This is a genomic window from Aeromonas sp. s9 (assembly GCF_040907765.1).
GTDB lineage: Bacteria > Pseudomonadota > Gammaproteobacteria > Enterobacterales > Aeromonadaceae > Aeromonas > Aeromonas caviae.
In genome coordinates this window covers 1-16,045 of the sequence record NZ_JBFOCK010000078.1, presented here as the reverse complement: position 1 = coordinate 16,045, position 16,045 = coordinate 1, and the positions used below count along the sequence as shown (strand labels likewise).

The following is a 16,045-nucleotide window of genomic DNA, read 5'->3' as shown; positions in this document are numbered from 1 at the left end:
TGAATGACATGAAAAGCAAATTAAAAGGAATGACCCTGCTCTCCCTGCTCAGTCTCGGCGGGTGTGTCAGTATGGAAAAAGCCCCCCCGGCCCCGACCCTGACGCTGGCCGAGCTGCGCAACGAGATCTCGTTGAGCGAGCAACGTCTGCAAACATCCATGGAACAGCAACAGAAGCAGTATGTGCAGCAACAGCACCTGCTGGTTCAGCTCAACACCGATGTCACCAACATGAAAGAGTCCGTGAAGAAAGTCGACAGCAAGCTGGCTACCCTGCCTCCCGAGCCGCCCAAGGCCATGCCCATTCCCACCGAGAAGTGCCCGGCGCCGAGCCAGGGCCACACCGTCGATGGCAAGCTGCTGGTGGGTGAAGCGGAGTGGATCTGGGTTGACGCCGCCAACGACGCCTTCCAGGCCCGGGTCGACACCGGCGCCACCACCTCCTCCATCAGCGCCCAGGAGATCACCATCTTCGAGCGCAACGGCAAGAACTGGGTGCGCTTCTTCCTGAGTCATCAGGAGATGGACGACAAGATCCAGATTGAAGCGCCCCTGGTGCGTCACGTGCGGGTCCGTCAGGCCTCCGCCGACGACCTCGACCGCCGTCCGGTGGTGCGCCTCGCGGTACGCATCGGCGACATGACCGAGAAGGCCGAATTTACCCTGAAGGACCGCAGCGACATGACCTTCCCCGTGCTGCTGGGCCGTGAATTCCTCAAAGACATCGCCGTGGTCGACGTGGCCCGCGAATATATCCAACCCAAACCCAAGCTCAAGGATGTGAAATAATCCATGGTTTCCCGTAAGCCGTTCTATCTGCTGGTCGCCCTGCTCTACATCGTCGGCCTGGGGATGACCTTCTATCATCACATCGCGCTGGACGTCCCGCTCACGCCGGGTGAAAAGCGCCAGATCTGGTCCATCGAAGCCAAACTCGAGTTCGAGGCCACCGGCGAGCCGGTCATCGCCTCCCTGGCCATTCCGGGCACCCAGCCCGGCTTCACCCTGATGAACGAGAACGCCGCGAGCCCGGGCTATGGCCTGTCGTTCGTGGAAAAAGACGGGGATGCCCGCGCCGAGTGGTCCATCCGCACCGCCTCCGGCCGTCAGGAGCTCTACTACCGGGTCGACATGATGGCCGATGCCCATGCCAAGCCCGCCGCCAACCCGCAGCCGCCCGCCATCGAGAAGCAGATCGAGAGCGAGCCCTACGCCACGGCCATGAAGCAGATCCTGGAGCGCGCCCAGGAGCGCTCCGCCGACGGCTACACCCTGACCCGCGAGATCATCAAGGAGATCGAGAAGCAGGAACAGAATGCCGAGCTGCTCAAGTCCCACAAGAGCCGCGCCAATCTGATTGCCGAGCTGCTCAACAACGCGGACGTCCCGGCCCGGGTGGTTCACGCCCTCAGCCTGGAAGATGGCCGTCGCCGTCAGGAGCTGGTGGATTACCTGCAGGTCTTCAACAGCCCGACCGACTACAAGCTGTTCAACCCGCAAAGCGGTGAACAGGGTCAACCGGCCAACCTGCTGCTGTGGGAGTACAACTCCGGCGCCCTCCTGGACGTCACCGGCGGTCACAACTCCCGCGTCACCTTCTCGATGATCGAGCAGGAGCAACCGGTCAACGTGGCCCTGGCCCAGAAGTTCGAAAAATCCGAGATGATGAACTTCTCCATCCACAGCCTGCCCCTGGAAGAGCAAGCCCTGTTCAAGGGTCTGCTGCTCATCCCCATCGGCGTGCTGATGGTGGTGTTTCTGCGGGTCATCGTGGGGATCAAGACCTCCGGCACCTTCATGCCGGTGCTGATCGCGGTCGCCTTCATCCAGACCTCGCTGGTCACCGGCCTCATCGGCTTCCTGCTGATCGTCGGCACCGGCCTGGTGATCCGCTCCTACCTCTCGAGGCTGAACCTGCTGCTGGTCGCCCGAATATCGGCGATCATCATCATGGTGATCTCGATGATCGGCATCTTCTCGGCGTTCGCCTTCAAGCTGGGGCTGACCGACGGCATGAAGATCACCTTCTTCCCGATGATCATCCTCTCCTGGACCATCGAGCGCATGTCCATCCTGTGGGAAGAAGAGGGTCCCAAAGAGGTGTTCCGCCAGGGCGGCGGCTCCCTGCTGGTGGCGGTCATCGCCTACCTGGCCATGGACAACGAGCTCATTCGTCACCTCACCTTCAACTTCCTCGGCCTGCAGCTGGTGCTGATGGCGACCGTGCTGTTGATGGGTAACTACACCGGCTACAAGCTGAGCGAGCTCAAGCGCTTCAAGCCGCTGGTGGACGAGATGAAGTCTGGTGCCACCCCGGGTAAGGACAAGTAACAGATGTGGTTCTGGCAGAAATACACCAGTCCGTGGAGCCTGTCCCAGGCAGGCATCCTCGGCATGAACAAGCGCAACCACTCCTACATCAGCCGCTACAACCCGCGCCGCCTCTATCCGCTGGTGGATGACAAGCTCAAGACCAAGCGCATCGCGCTGGATGCGGGGGTGACGGTGCCTGAACTCATCGGCACCATCCGCGAGCAGCACGACGTGACTCGCATCACCGCGCTGGTGAAGGACTGGCCGGGCTTCTGCATCAAGCCGGCCCGCGGCTCCGGCGGCAAGGGGATCCTGGTGATCCTGCGCCAGGAGGACGGCCTCTTCTACAAGCCCAACGGCAGCGCCGCCAACGGCCAGGATCTGGAGCGCCATGTCTCCAACATCCTGGCGGGGCTCTATTCCCTCGGCGGCAAACCCGACGTGGCGCTGGTCGAAGGCCTCATCAACTTCGACGACGTGTTCGACGGCTACTCCTTCGAAGGGGTCCCCGATGCCCGGGTGATCATCTTCAAGGGGTTCCCGGTGATGGCCATGATGCGCCTCTCGACCTCGGCTTCCGATGGCAAGGCGAACCTGCACCAGGGCGCCGTGGGGGTGGGCCTGTGCCTGCGCACCGGCCGCGCCCTGCGGGCGGTGCAGTTTGGCAACCCGCTGCGCCACCACCCGGACACCGGCCTGGATCTCTATGATCTGAAGGTGCCCCACTGGGACACCCTGCTCAACCTGGCGGCCTCCTGCTACGAGATGTCCGGTCTTGGCTACATCGGGACCGACATGGTGCTGGACAAGTTCCGCGGCCCCATGCTGCTGGAGCTCAACGCCCGTCCGGGCCTTGCCATCCAGATCGCCAACGGTCGCGGCCTGGTGCCCAACCTCAAGACCATCGAGAAGCTGGGTCAGGTCAAGATGAACGTGGAGCAGCGGGTCAACTTCGCCAAGGATCACTTCGGTATCTTCGACGAATAGTCCGCCCCCCCTTCTGCAAAAACGCGCCCACCGGCGCGTTTTTTTATGGCCGCTCCTGCTCGCAAGGCGCCCCGCCGGAAGGCCGATCCCCGTCACATCCCATGGCGGCGCCCCTTCAATGACGCGGTACAAGGGGATAAGCTCCTGACCAATGAGGGGTGGCCTGCCCATCGGAGCAGGCCACCCCATGTGCGTGAGGCAGTGCGCCTGCCAGGGGGCACCGATTTGTCGGCGACAACGGGGCTTCTCGATGGTAGATTAATCAAATCAAATAGATAGCATCGATCGGGTTTCTCCTATGCAACGTTGGCCCAGCCTGAAGCAGCTCCAGTATCTGGTCGCTCTGGACGAGCACAAGAATTTCAACCGCGCCGCCAAGGCCTGCCATGTCAGCCAGTCGACCCTGAGTACCGGGATCCAGACCCTGGAGGACATGATGAACCTGCAACTGGTGGAGCGGGATCACAAGAGCTTCATCATGACGCCGGTCGGCATGGAAATCGTGGCGCGGGCGCGCAACCTGCTCTCCGACGCCCGGGATCTGATGGAGCTGGGACAGCAGCAGGGGGGCGTCATGCACGGCACGGTGCGCCTGGGCTGCATCCCCACCATCGCCCCCTTCCTGCTGAGCAAGCTGCTGCAGGTGTGCGGCAAGGCCTATCCGGATCTGGAGCTGCTGCTGCGGGAAGACACCACCACCAATCTGCTCAAGCAGCTGGAGCAAGGGCAGCTCGATCTGCTGATCCTGGCGCTGCCGGTGGAGATCGGCGGCTTCCACAGCAAGACCGTCGGCCAGGATCCCTTCCACATGGTGATGCCCTCCCACATGGCTGCGGGCCTGCACATGCCGTTCGACTACAAGGAGCTGCCCAACCAGAGCATCTTCCTGCTGGAGCGGGAGCACTGCCTGACGGAGCACGCGGTAAGCGCCTGCCGGCTGCGGGACAAGAGCAAGATCAACCCGTTCGCCGCCACCAGTCTGCACACCCTGGTGCAGATGGTGGGGGCCGGTCTTGGCACCACCTTCCTGCCCCAGATGGCCATAGATGCGGGCATCCTCGACAACACGGACCTGGTGGCCATCCCCCTGCCCGGGGAGAAATCCTATCGGGAGATAGGCCTGGTGTGGCGCCCCAGCACCACGCGGGTGCAGACCTTCTACAAGATTGCCGAGCTGCTGACGCCGCTCATTACCCCCAAACCGGCGGGGTGATCCAGTGGCTGCCCCCACAGGCGGCCACTCGTCAATGCCGTTGTCATTCAGGTTCCAGGCAGGATCATCGTCTATGATGAACCCCGTGCCCTATCAAGGAGTTGAGATGTTTCGCACCTTGCTGCTGCCCCTGCTGGCCCTGCTTCTCGCCGCCTGCTCCAGCACGCCGGAGCCTCCCCCTCCCGTGCGCCAGAGCGGCGCATTCGACAACTTCTATCAGCAGTGGCGCGGCGTGCCCTATCGCATGGGCGGTACCAGCCGCGCCGGTCTCGACTGCTCCGCCTTCACCCAGCTCGCCTACAGCCAGGTGCTGGGCTTCACCCTGCCCCGCACCACGGAATCCCAGGCGAGCCTCGGCCGCCCGGTGGACAGATACCGTCTCCAGCACGGGGACCTGGTCTTCTTCAAGACCGGCTGGCAGCAGTACCACGTCGGGGTCTACACCGGGGCAGGTGAGTTCATCCACGCCTCCACCAGCAAGGGTGTGATCCGCTCGCGCCTCGACAACGTCTACTGGAACAGCCGCTACTGGCAGGCCCGCAGGCTGGTCCAGTAGGTGCGACCCCCAACATGAAAAGGCCCCGAGGGGCCTTTTCATGTTGTTGCCGGGTCAGTGCTTGCGGTGCCAGCGGGGCGAGGTGGCGCGCTCTCCCCAGGGGGTCAGGCAGGGCAGCAGGGCCCCCTCGATGACGCCCTCATGGCTCGCCAGCGCCAGGGCAATCTTCTCGTGGAGCAGGCGCAGCAGGTTCTTCTCCTGGCCCGCCAGGGAGTGGCCTGCGGCGAAATACTCCTGCTGATGTTGCAGCGCCAGCTTCTGGGCAAACTCATAGGTATTGAAACTGTCCGGCATGCGCGCGATCACGTCATCCAGCCGGGCCAGCAGGCTATGCAATTCCCTGGTCATGTGCGGTTCTCCCTCCGAGTTGGTGACTCACAATTACCCCTTATTAGATATAAGACCAATCCGGATGCCTCAAAAATGGGAGCCCGGACACAGTTCCGGACAACGCTGCCCACTGGCAGCCACCCTCTGCCCTCGCCCGGTTTACAAGTCGGCAACGAATCGCTAGATTTGGACCGACTAATCAGTCGGTCACTTTTCGTGCGGAGCATGCCATGGACACCACCGTCACCCCCGCCTCACCGGACAAGTTCTCCCTCTCCGAGCAACTGCATCGGCTCAGGCAGGCCAGCCAGGCCACCCCCATGCCGGATCTGGCGTCCCGCCTCGCCAGACTTGATGCCCTCAAGCAGGGGCTGCTGCGCCACAAGCAGGCACTGTGTCAGGCCCTGGCCCGGGACTACGGCCAGCGCAGCGATTACGACAGCCTGATCGCCGATGTGCTCCCCTGCGTCATGCAGATCAACTACACCCTGAAACGGCTCAAGGGGTGGATGAAACCGGAGCGCCGTCATTCCGGCCTGCTGCTGGCCCCCGCCAGGGTCGAGGTGCACTATCAGCCCCTCGGCGTGGTCGGCATCATGGTGCCCTGGAATTTCCCGGTGATGCTGAGCCTCGGGCCCCTCATCGGCGCCCTCGCCGCCGGCAACCGCGCCATGATCAAGCTCTCCGAGTTCACCCCTAACACCAACGCCGTGCTGCGCACCCTGCTCGATGAGGCCCTCGGCGGTGACGAGGTGGTGGTCATCGAGGGGGATGCGGGGATCGCGGCCGCTTTCAGCGCCCTCCCCTTCGACCATCTCATCTTCACCGGCTCCACGGCGGTGGGTCGGCTGGTGATGGCCGCGGCCGCCCCCCAGCTCACCCCCCTCACCCTGGAGCTCGGCGGCAAGAGCCCCTGTCTCATCGCCCCCGACATGCCCCTGGCCCTGGCGGTGGAGCGGATGATCTTCGGCAAGAGCCTCAACGCCGGCCAGATCTGCGTGGCCCCCGACTACGTGCTGCTGCCGAGGGGGCAGGAGCAGGCCTTCATCGAGGCCTATCAGGCCCATTTTCGCCGCCTCTACCCCCAGGGGATCGAGAGCCCGGATTATGGCGCCATCATCAACGCCCCCCAGTACGAGCGGCTCACCGCCTGGCTGGAGGAGGCGAGGCAGGCCGGCGCCCAGCTCCACCCCTGCGTCACGCCCGCCCGGGATGACGCCACCCGCAAGCTGGTGCCCCACCTGCTGACCGAGGTGCCCGGCCACTGCCAGGTGATGCAGCAGGAGATCTTCGGCCCCCTGCTGCCCCTGGTGCCCTATGACGACATCGAGGAGGCCCTGGTCTATGTGGCGGCCCGGCCCCGCCCCCTGGCGCTCTATCTGATGAGCCTGGACGAGACGCTGCAGCGCCGCCTCATCCGGGAGACCCACGCCGGGGGCATGGCCATCAACGAGAGCCTGTTCCAGGTGGCGGCGGACGATGCCCCCTTCGGCGGCATCGGTCCCTCCGGCATGGGCCACTATCACGGCCGCGAGGGGTTTCTCACCTTCTCCAAGGCCAAGACCGTGCTGCGCCGCGGGCGCTTCAGCACAGGCTCCCTCATTCACCCCCCCTATCGGCGCTGGTACCAGCGGCTGATGATGGCCCTGTTCCTGCGCTAGGAGGCGAGATGCGAGAAACCATGACCGACAAACGCCGCCAGATCCTGGATGCCGCCCTGGCCCTGTGCGCGGAGGATGGCCTGCAGGGCGCCGCCACCGCCCGCATCGCCAAGGCGGCCGGGGTGGCCAATGGCACCCTGTTTCATCACTTTCCCAGCAAGGAGGTGCTGATCCAGAGCCTCTACCAGGACATCAAGCTGCGCCTTGGCGCCGCCATCACCGAGGCCGATGCCGCCCTGCCGCTCCAGGAGCAGGCCCGCCACTACTGGCACCAGGCCATGGGCTGGATGCAGGCTCACCCCCGTGAGCTCAGGTTCGTGCTGGGCTTTTTCCACTCCCCCCTGCTGGCCCGCCCCCTGCGCAGCCAGATCCTGGCGGAGACCCTGCATTTTCTGCCGAGCCTGCTCGCCCGGGGCCAGGCCAGCGGCGAGCTGATGTCGGCCCCGCCGGCCCTGATGCTGGAGGTGTGCCAGGGCCAGTTTCTGGCCTGCGCCTCCCTCTTTGTCGATCAGCCTGAACTGGGAGAAGACCCCCACTGGCAGGAGAGCGCCTTCACCCTCTTCTGGTCCGCCATCAGCGGAGGTTCCCATGCGCCCTGACGCCCTGCTTGCCACCGGCAGGTGCCTCTGGATTGGCAGCCTGCTCTGGATCATCGGCCGCACCCTGTGCCGCGCCGCCCGGGTCGACGAGGCGGTGCGCCGCGAGCTTGCCCCCCTGCCGGATGGCCTCACCATCAGGCTCGAGGTAAACGGCATGACCCGGGGGCTGAGTCTCTACAAGTTCGCGGGGCGCTGGCACTGCGGTGAGGAGGCTGGCAGGGCGCATTCGACCTGTGCCCATGACGGCCCCCACCCCCTGCGGGTGCGCTTCAAGCACCCCGCCGTCGCCTTTCGCGCCCTCAGTTTTCGCCTCGGCATCAACCAGGCCTTTTGCGAAAACCGGCTGCTGGTGGAGGGGGATCTCGGCGCGGCCATGCACCTGGTGCGAGCGCTTGAGCAGTTGCAGAGCCTCATCCTGCCCGCCTTCATCGCGCGGCCCCTGCTTCGCCACTACCCGGACCCGCATCGCAAGCTCGCGCGGGCCTGCCACATCTATCTGGGTCTTCTGACCGGTTGAACACGAGGAGAACGGGATGAGCCGTTATTACGATTTTTTCTGCCCGGTCAAGCTGATGGCGGGGGAGCAGGCACTGGAGCAGTTGCCGGATGCCTTGAGGGGATTGGGGGCTGGCCGCCCGCTGCTGCTCACCGACAAGGGGGTCAGCGGCAGCGGGCTCGCCACCCTGCTGGCCGATGTGATGGCCGAAGGGGCCTTGCCGGTCGCCGCCATCTGGGACGAGATCCCGGCGGACTCCTCCACCGCCGTGGTGGAGCGGATCGCCCGCCACTACCGGGAGCTGGGCTGTGACAGCCTGCTCGCCCTTGGCGGCGGCTCCGTCATCGACACCGCCAAGGCGGTGAACATACTGGCGACCCTGGGGGGCGAGCGGCTGCTCGATTATGCCGGAGCGGATTGCCTGACCCATCCCCTCAACCCCCTGGCGGTGGTCCCCACCACGGCGGGGACCGGCTCCGAAGTGACCCTGGTGGCGGTGATCAAGGACGAAGGGAGCGGGCGCAAGGTGCCCTTCACCTCCCCCTTCCTGCTGCCCCGGCTGGCGGTGCTGGATCCCCGCCTCACCCTGGGGCTGCCGCTGCCCATCACCGCCGCCACCGCCATGGATGCCATGACCCACGCCATCGAGGCCTTCATCGGCAACGGCAAGAACCCGGTCAGTGACGCCCTGGCCCTGATGGCGGTGGAGAAGATTGCCACCGCCCTGCCCAGGGTGCTGGCCCACCCGACAGACAAGGGTCTGCGGCTGCAACTGGCGGAGGGCTCCACCCTGGCGGGCATGGCGTTTTCCAACTCCATGGTGGGGCTGGTGCACGCTCTTGGCCACAGTCTGGGGGCGCGCTGCCACCTGCCCCATGGCCTCTGTATGAACCTCTTCCTGCCCACCGTGCTCGACTACAACCGGCCCGGCATCGACCCCGAGCTGGCCCGCCTGCTGCTGCCCCTGGTGGGTCCGGAGCGCTTTGCCGCGACCCCGGCCGAGGGGAGACCCCAGGCCACCATCGAGGCGTTGCAGGCACTGCGCGATACCCTGTGGCAGACGGTCAAGCTGCCCCGCACCCTGCGGGAGGCGGGCCTCACCGACAAGGCGCTGCTGCCCGGGATCCGGGATCTCGCCATCAACGACGGCGCCCTGCTCTACAACCGCAAGGATGCGGACAGGGAACAGTTGCTGGCCCTGCTGGAGCGGGCCTGGGAGTAACGGGCCCCTTGCCCGTCAGACATCGGGGGTGAAGACCCCGGTGGAGAGATAGCGATCCCCCCGATCGCAGATGATCGCCACCACCACCCCCTGCCCGATCTCCGCCGCCACCCGCAAGGCCCCGGCCACCGCGCCACCCGAGCTGACACCGCAGCAGATCCCCTCCTCCCGCGCCAGGCGGCGCATCATGACGAGGGACTCTTCCAGCGTCACATCCAGCACCCCATCGACCCGCGCAGGCTCGAAGATGGCGGGCCGGTAGGCCTCGGGCCAGCGGCGAATGCCGGGGATCTGGCTCCCCTCGGCCGGTTGCAGGCCGATCACCGCCACCGCCGGGTTCTGCTCCTTGAGGTAGCGGGAGACCCCCATGATGGTGCCCGTGGTGCCCATGGCCGAGACGAAGTGAGTGACCGCCCCGCCGCTCTGGCGCCAGATCTCGGGGCCGGTGGAGCGGTAGTGGGCATCCGGGTTGGCGGGGTTGTTGAACTGATCGAGCACCAGCCCCTCCCCCCGCGCCTGCATGGCCAGGGCGAGGTCTCGCGCCGCTTCCATGCCCTCTTCCACCAGCACCAGCTCGGCGCCGTAGGCCTGCATGGCGTCGCGCCGCTCCTGGCTCATGTTGCTCGGCATGATGAGTCGCATCCGGTAACCCCGGGACGCCGCCACCATGGCCAGCGCGATGCCGGTATTGCCGGAGGTGGCCTCGATGAGCCGGGCTCCTGGCGCTAAGTGACCACTCGCCTCTGCCTGCCTGATGAGGTTCAGCGCCGCCCTGTCCTTGACGGAGCCGGCGGGATTGTTGCCCTCCAGCTTCACCAGCAGGGTGACGCCGGGGTGCGGATTGATGCGGCGCAGCGCCAGCAACGGGGTGTTGCCTATCAGCTCGTCCAGGGTGGCGAAGGCCATGACGGATCCATCCTCTCTCAATGTTCTATACCTTGCCTTGCGACCATTCGCAGGCCGGCCAGTGTAAGCGAGCCCGCCATGGGCGCAAAGAATGGCGTTGGCAAACCCTGTCCGCCATGTTCTGATCTTCCCATTCACCCAGAGAGGACTCCCGATGAGCGACATCCTTCACCAGGCCGATCAGCAGCAGTTTGTCTGCACCGTGGACGGCAAGCTCTCCCGCCTTGCCTATCGCCGGCTGGACGCCACCACGGTGGACGCCTACAGCACCCAGGTTCCCCCCGAGCTGCGCGGACAGGGGATTGCCGACAAGCTGGCCCGCCGCTTCTACGACTGGACCCTCTCTGAGGGGCTCACCATAGTGCCGAGCTGCAGCTACATCGACGTCTGGTTGCGCCGCAATGCCGGTTGAAGCCGCGGCGCTGCAGGAGGCACACCTGCGGGCCTGCACCGAGGCCCTGCTGCGGGCCGATCACCCGCGCATGGATTGCCTCCGGGCTGCGCGGGAGCTGGCTCTGCCCGACTGGGCCCTGGGGGCGGGGTTTGTGCGCAACCTCATCTGGGATCACCTCCATCACAAGGCCGAACCCACCCCGCTCAACGACATCGATCTTATCTATCTGGACAGCGCTGATCCGACTGGATTGAAGGAGGCCGATCACGAAGCCTGGCTCGCCGCCAGGATGCCAGGCCAGTTGTGGGAGGTGCGTAACCAGGCCCGCATGCATCTGCGCCAGCAGGTGCCTCCTTTTGCCAGCTCGCTCTCGGCCCTCAGCCACTGGGTGGAGATACCCACCTGCATCGGAGTCCGCCTGTTGGCAGATGATGCGTTCGAGTGGCTGGCCCCCTACGGCTTTGCCCCCAACTGGTCCCTGGTGGTGAGCCCCAATCCGCGCTGTCGCCAGGAGAGGCGTATCTTTAGCGAACGGGTCAGAGCCAAGGAGTGGCAACGCATCTGGCCTGACCTTGTGGTGAACTGGCCATGAGCGGATTGCAAAGGGTCGACAACCTTGGGCACACTAAGAAAAAGATGTTTGTAACTCAATGGGTTAAATAATGCGCGACTTCTTCTCTCTCGAGCGCTGGCTGCCGGGGCTCGCCGCCTTGCTGCAATACCAGCGGGCCTGGCTGATGCCGGATCTTCGCGCTGGTCTCTCGGTCGCGGCCGTGGCCCTGCCCGTGGCCATCGCCTATTCGGAGCTCGCCGGGGTGGGCGCCATCGTCGGCCTCTACTCCTGCATCCTGCCCATGGTGGTGTATGCCCTCTTTGGCACCTCCCGTCAGCTCATCGTCGGTCCGGATGCTGCCACCTGCGCGGTGATCGCCGCCGTGGTAACGCCGCTCGCCGCCGGGGATCCCACCCGTCACTGGCAACTGGTGATGACCATGACTGCCATGACCGGCTTCTGGTGCCTCATCGCCAGCCGCTTCAAGCTGGGGGTGCTGGCAGACTTTCTCTCCCGCCCCATCCTGATGGGGCTGCTCAACGGGGTGGCCATCACCATCATGGTGGGCCAGCTCTCCAAGATCTTCGGCTTCACCTTCAGCGAGCGCTACCTGATAGAGCGGATCCTGAACGGCACCAGCTACATTACCCAGACCCATCTGCCCACCCTGGCCATGAGCCTGACGGCCCTACTCACCCTGCTGCTGGCCAAGCGCTACAGACCGGCCTGGCCCTCCTCCATGGTGGCCATGGTGGTGACGGCGGCCCTGGTGTGGCTGTTCAATCTCGGCCGTGTCGACATCGCCACCCTGGGGACCATCGGCTCGGGGCTGCCCGCCTTCCAGATGCCGGACTTTCCCCCCGGGCTTATCCGTGAGCTGGTGCTGCCCGCCCTCAACCTCGCCATGGTGAGCTTCGTCTCCATGATGCTCACCGCCCGCAGCTTCGCCGCCAAGAATGGCTACGAGATTGATGCGGACAAGGAGTTTAGGGCCCTCGGCATGGCGAACCTGGCCGCCGCCGCCTCCCAGGGGTTTGCCATCAGCGGGGCGGATTCGCGTACCGCAGTCAACGACGCCAACGGCGGCAAGAGCCAGCTGGTCTCCATCATCGCCGCCGCCGTCATCGCCCTGGTCACCTTCTACCTGACGGCGCCGCTGCAATACATTCCCACCGCCGCCCTCGGCGTGGTGCTGGTGATGGCCTCCCTGTCGCTGACGGATTTTCGCGGCCTCTGGGCTCTGCGCGACTCGGACCGCGCCGCCTTCTGGCTCGCCCTGGTGACCTTTGTCAGCGTGCTCACCATGGGGGTCATTCCGGGCATCACCCTCGCGGTCCTGCTGGGGCTGTTCCAGTTCCTGCGCAACGTGATGCGCCCCACCGACCAGCTGCTCGGCATGGACGACGAGGGCGTGGTGCGCACCCTGGGGGACAACGAGCAGGCCAAGGCGATTCCCGGCATCCTGGTCTACCGCTTCAACTCCCCGCTCACCTACTTCAACGCCCCCTACTTCAAGCGGCGGGTACTGGCGCTCCTGGTGCAGGATCCCCACAATCCCAGGTGCCTGGTGGTGGATGCGGTGGCCTGCTTCACCCATCAGGACATCAGCGTCATGAGCATGGTGGGAGAGCTGCACAAGGAGCTCAAGCGGCGCGGCATCCACATGGTGATGGCCGGTCGGCACGGCCAGATGAGCCAGTGGTTCAAACAGGCGGGGATCCGGGTCGGCGAGGATGGCATCATCCTCTGCCCCGACATGTACCAGGCCCTGCGCATGACCCGCTGCTACCGGGAGCCGGTGTTCCGGGACGACGAGGGGGTGGAGAGCACCACGGATGCCCTGCTCACCCGCTGGCCGCACGATGACGACCTGCCCGACTCGGCGCGCCTCACCCGCCCCAGCGAGCAGGAGGCCGGCGCCACGCCGGTCTGAGACACATCCCCTGGTCGCAGGTCCCCTCCTCCTGCGACCAGGATTGCACCCCGCCCCCGCTTGGTGTTAAATGCCCCTCCAGTTGGCCCTGACGAGGGCCATCGCCAGCACCTGGATATCCCATGCAGACTCAATCCCACGCGGGCCCGGGCTCCCTCTTCGCCCTGACCTGGCCACTGTTCATCGATCTGGCCCTTCACTTTCTGACCGGGGCCCTCAACACCTTCATGGTGGGCCACGTCTCCTATCAGGGGGTGGCGGCCCTCGCGGTGGGCAACCAGGTCTTCGATCTCGCCATCACCCTGTTCAGCTTCGTCAGCATCGGCACCAGCGTGGTGATCACCCAGTATCTGGGGGCGGGAGACAAGGAAAAAGCCCGCGTCGTCATCCACACCGCCATCGGCTTCAACCTGCTGGTGGGACTGGTGGCCGCGATCGGCGTCATGGCGGGGGCCGGCACCATGCTGGCGCTGATGAACCTGCCTGCCCACCTGATGAGCGACGGCAGCCTCTACCTGCAGATCATCGGGCTTTGCCTGCTGCCGGAGGCGGCGGCCCTCTGCCTGGCCGCCACCCTGCGTGCCCACGGCCACACCCGCCAGGCCATGTACGTGACCCTCATCGTCAACCTCATCACCTTCGTCGGCAACCTGCTGCTGCTCTATGGCTGGTTCGGCCTGCCCCAGCTCGGGGTCGCCGGGGTCGCCATCAGCACTGTGGCGGGGCGCATCGTCGGGGTGGTGCTGCTGGTGTGGCTGGTGGCGCGCAAGACCGGCATCCGGCTGCGGCTGCCGGAGATCGTCCGGCCGAGCCGCGCCATGCTGGGCAAGGTGCTGCACATCGGCCTGCCGGCGGCGGGGGAGAACCTCTCCTGGATGCTGCAGTTCATGGTGGTGACTGCCTTCGTCGGCCTGCTCGGCGACAAGGCGCTGGCGACCCAGTCCTACTTCTTCCAGATCTGCCTGTTCATCCTGCTGTTCGGCCTCTCCATCGGCCTTGGCAACGAGATCATCATCGGCCACCTGGCGGGGGCCCGACGCTTCGATCAGGCCTATCGCCAACTGATGAAGAGCCTGAAACTCGGCCTCATCGTCACCGCCGCCATCGCCATCGCCGCCGCCCTCAACGGCCGCGCCATCATCAGCCTGTTCACCGACGACGCCGACATCATCACCCAGGTGGCGCAGCTCTTCCTCATCAGCCTCATCCTCGAACCCGGTCGCACCTTCAATCTGGTGGTGATCAACGCCCTGCGCGCCACCGGGGATGCCCGTTTCCCGCTCTACATGGCGCTCGTCTCCATGTGGGGCATTGCCGTTCCCCTGGCCTATTTCCTTGGTATCATGCAGGGCTATGGCCTGGTAGGCATCTGGCTGGCCCTCGCCTGCGACGAGTGGGTGCGCGGTCTGGCCATGTTCTGGCGCTGGCGCAGTCGTCGCTGGCAAAACAAAATTCTTGTCGAAACATAAGCGGAATCACCATGAAGAAAATCGGACTCTTGTTGACGGCCATCCTGCTCAGCCCGCTCGCCATGGCGCAAACCGCCCCGGCGACCCCCAAGGCGCAGGCTCCCCAGACCTGGTATGTGGCCCCCATCGTCATCGACGAGACCAGCGAAGCCCAGAAGGCCCTGACCAAGGAGTTCACGGCCCAGATGATCAAGACCATCAAGATCAACGAGTACCAGACCGGCAAGGTGGTGGGCAAGACCAAATCGCCCAAGTGGCTGATCCGCACCAAGCTGATGCCCGCAAGCCAAGAGCCTCTGGTCGGCAAGAAGCACCCGCAGGGCCTCACCTACGGCAAGGGCATCCCCACCCAGGAGATCGTCGGCGAGCTCATCATGAACGGCACCCTGGTGGCCCACATCGGTCAGGGCTGGCGCGAACCCATCGTCCCGGGCACACCGGTGGCGGAGAAGATCTCCATCGCCAACTACCAGTACGCCATCGGCAACGAAGCCAAGGCGCCGGATCTGGAAGAGCTGGCGGCGCAGATCGGTTTCGAGGCAGGCAAGGTGATTGCCAGAGACGGCAAGCCCCTGCCCGAGAAGAAAAAGAAAAAAGAGTAAACGGCTCACCCGTTTCCAGTCAGGGGCCTCGCGCCCCTTTCTGTTGCCCGCCCCGTTGCAGACCCCCTCTCCCGAATGTGAAGCGGATCCCGCTTCTTTCCTCTGCGGTCCCTGGGTCAGCAGGCAATCATCTTGTAATTCAAATAGTTAAAAATCGCCCTTCCCATGCAGCAATTCCGTGGCCCCGAATTGGATCGGGATCACGTTTCTCCCCGGCAGTAAGGGGTACTTTGGTCTTGCAGGCACAATCAAACGACAACAAGGAGGCTTCATTACATGTTTCCGGAGTACAGAGATCTCATCTCGAAACTGAAGAGCAGTGATGTCCATTTCCAGAAGAAGTTTGACTTGCACAACGACCTGGATGCGGAGATCAGAAAGCTGGAGAAACACCACGCCAGCGACTACAGCTCCGAGGTGAAGGATCTGAAAAAACAGAAACTTAAACTGAAAGAGGAGATATACGACATCCTCAAACAACATCCACACTAGACGCCTCGACGAATACCTGGATAAGCAACTTATCCTGCCAGCCCGGCCCGACGCCGGGCTTTTTATTGCGCTTTTACGACGATGTAGTGTAGGAATCTATAGATCCTGCGAATCGCAGGTTAAAATCGATATGACTCTGGAAAACTGTATAGATAATTACCATCCACGTTTCATTATTTCGTTGTCATTCATTAGTCATACTCTCCCTAACTCTATTTTTCCTAAGGAAGGTGCGAATAAGCGGGGAAATTCTTCTCGGCTGACTCAGTCATTTCATTTTTTCAGTTTGAGCCGATCTTTTCTCCCGTAAATGCCTTGAA

Annotated in this window: 17 protein-coding genes; 15 read left to right on the top strand and 2 right to left on the bottom strand. The window is 64.4% G+C overall.

The genetic code is table 11. The features are described 5' to 3' along the window. The first annotated feature begins 29 nt into the window (after positions 1-29). The 5 genes from AB5Y54_RS16190 (at position 30) to AB5Y54_RS16170 (ending at position 5,068) form a co-directional block, all read left to right on the top strand. Positions 30-788: an ATP-dependent zinc protease gene (locus AB5Y54_RS16190; RefSeq protein ID WP_010674089.1), complete on the top strand. Its 759-nt coding sequence runs from the start codon at positions 30-32 to the stop codon at positions 786-788. A gap of 3 nt (positions 789-791) precedes the next feature. After that, positions 792-2,330, top strand: a complete 1,539-nt coding sequence (locus tag AB5Y54_RS16185; RefSeq protein ID WP_010674088.1) for an inactive transglutaminase family protein — start codon at positions 792-794, stop codon at positions 2,328-2,330. Between the two features lie 3 nt (positions 2,331-2,333). Further along, positions 2,334-3,299, top strand: coding sequence for an alpha-L-glutamate ligase-like protein (locus tag AB5Y54_RS16180; RefSeq protein WP_010674087.1), 966 nt, complete (start codon positions 2,334-2,336; stop codon positions 3,297-3,299). A 298-nt stretch (positions 3,300-3,597) separates the two neighbouring features. Continuing rightward, positions 3,598-4,512: a hydrogen peroxide-inducible genes activator gene (locus AB5Y54_RS16175; RefSeq protein WP_368154014.1), complete on the top strand. Its 915-nt coding sequence runs from the start codon at positions 3,598-3,600 to the stop codon at positions 4,510-4,512. Positions 4,513-4,618: 106 nt separating this feature from the next. Next, the gene (locus AB5Y54_RS16170; protein ID WP_029314241.1) at positions 4,619-5,068 is read left to right on the top strand and encodes a C40 family peptidase; all 450 of its coding nucleotides are present in this window, start codon (positions 4,619-4,621) and stop codon (positions 5,066-5,068) included. 54 nt (positions 5,069-5,122) lie between these two features. Here the strand turns inward: AB5Y54_RS16170 and AB5Y54_RS16165 are convergent, their stop codons facing one another. Then, a complete protein-coding gene (locus AB5Y54_RS16165; protein ID WP_319859352.1) occupies positions 5,123-5,416 on the bottom strand; it encodes a hypothetical protein in 294 nt (97 codons plus the stop codon). Positions 5,417-5,628: 212 nt separating this feature from the next. Between AB5Y54_RS16165 and AB5Y54_RS16160 the strand changes: the two genes are divergently transcribed. From AB5Y54_RS16160 to AB5Y54_RS16145, 4 genes are read left to right on the top strand one after another with little or no spacing between them, the layout of a single operon-like run. Continuing rightward, positions 5,629-7,059: a coniferyl aldehyde dehydrogenase gene (locus AB5Y54_RS16160; protein WP_368154013.1), complete on the top strand. Its 1,431-nt coding sequence runs from the start codon at positions 5,629-5,631 to the stop codon at positions 7,057-7,059. Between the two features lie 8 nt (positions 7,060-7,067). Then, positions 7,068-7,658, top strand: coding sequence for a TetR/AcrR family transcriptional regulator (locus AB5Y54_RS16155; protein ID WP_010674082.1), 591 nt, complete (start codon positions 7,068-7,070; stop codon positions 7,656-7,658). Then, positions 7,648-8,175, top strand: a complete 528-nt coding sequence (locus tag AB5Y54_RS16150; protein WP_368154012.1) for a hypothetical protein — start codon at positions 7,648-7,650, stop codon at positions 8,173-8,175. Before AB5Y54_RS16155 ends, AB5Y54_RS16150 begins: the two co-directional genes overlap by 11 nt. A gap of 16 nt (positions 8,176-8,191) precedes the next feature. Continuing rightward, positions 8,192-9,376, top strand: a complete 1,185-nt coding sequence (locus tag AB5Y54_RS16145; protein ID WP_368154011.1) for an iron-containing alcohol dehydrogenase — start codon at positions 8,192-8,194, stop codon at positions 9,374-9,376. Between the two features lie 15 nt (positions 9,377-9,391). Here the strand turns inward: AB5Y54_RS16145 and cysM are convergent, their stop codons facing one another. Next, entirely contained in the window at positions 9,392-10,282 is an 891-nt protein-coding gene (gene cysM / locus AB5Y54_RS16140; protein WP_039039854.1) for a cysteine synthase CysM, read from the bottom strand. A 154-nt stretch (positions 10,283-10,436) separates the two neighbouring features. On the opposite strand from cysM, the gene AB5Y54_RS16135 reads away from it, so the two are divergent. The 6 genes from AB5Y54_RS16135 (at position 10,437) to AB5Y54_RS16110 (ending at position 15,725) form a co-directional block, all read left to right on the top strand. After that, complete coding sequence (locus tag AB5Y54_RS16135) at positions 10,437-10,694, top strand: GNAT family N-acetyltransferase (RefSeq protein ID WP_041212700.1); 258 nt, start codon at positions 10,437-10,439, stop codon at positions 10,692-10,694. After that, complete coding sequence (locus AB5Y54_RS16130; protein ID WP_368154010.1) at positions 10,684-11,268, top strand: nucleotidyltransferase family protein; 585 nt, start codon at positions 10,684-10,686, stop codon at positions 11,266-11,268. The genes AB5Y54_RS16135 and AB5Y54_RS16130 overlap by 11 nt, the downstream gene beginning before the upstream one ends. Positions 11,269-11,338: 70 nt before the next feature. Continuing rightward, positions 11,339-13,162 carry a SulP family inorganic anion transporter gene (locus tag AB5Y54_RS16125; RefSeq protein WP_039039857.1) on the top strand — a complete coding sequence of 608 codons (1,824 nt, stop codon included), beginning with the start codon at positions 11,339-11,341 and terminating at the stop codon, positions 13,160-13,162. A gap of 122 nt (positions 13,163-13,284) precedes the next feature. Beyond that, complete coding sequence (locus AB5Y54_RS16120; protein ID WP_368154009.1) at positions 13,285-14,631, top strand: MATE family efflux transporter; 1,347 nt, start codon at positions 13,285-13,287, stop codon at positions 14,629-14,631. Between the two features lie 11 nt (positions 14,632-14,642). After that, the gene (locus AB5Y54_RS16115; RefSeq protein WP_368154008.1) at positions 14,643-15,233 is read left to right on the top strand and encodes a hypothetical protein; all 591 of its coding nucleotides are present in this window, start codon (positions 14,643-14,645) and stop codon (positions 15,231-15,233) included. A gap of 276 nt (positions 15,234-15,509) precedes the next feature. Continuing rightward, positions 15,510-15,725 carry a YdcH family protein gene (locus AB5Y54_RS16110; RefSeq protein WP_005313020.1) on the top strand — a complete coding sequence of 72 codons (216 nt, stop codon included), beginning with the start codon at positions 15,510-15,512 and terminating at the stop codon, positions 15,723-15,725. The last annotated feature ends 320 nt before the right edge of the window (positions 15,726-16,045 follow it).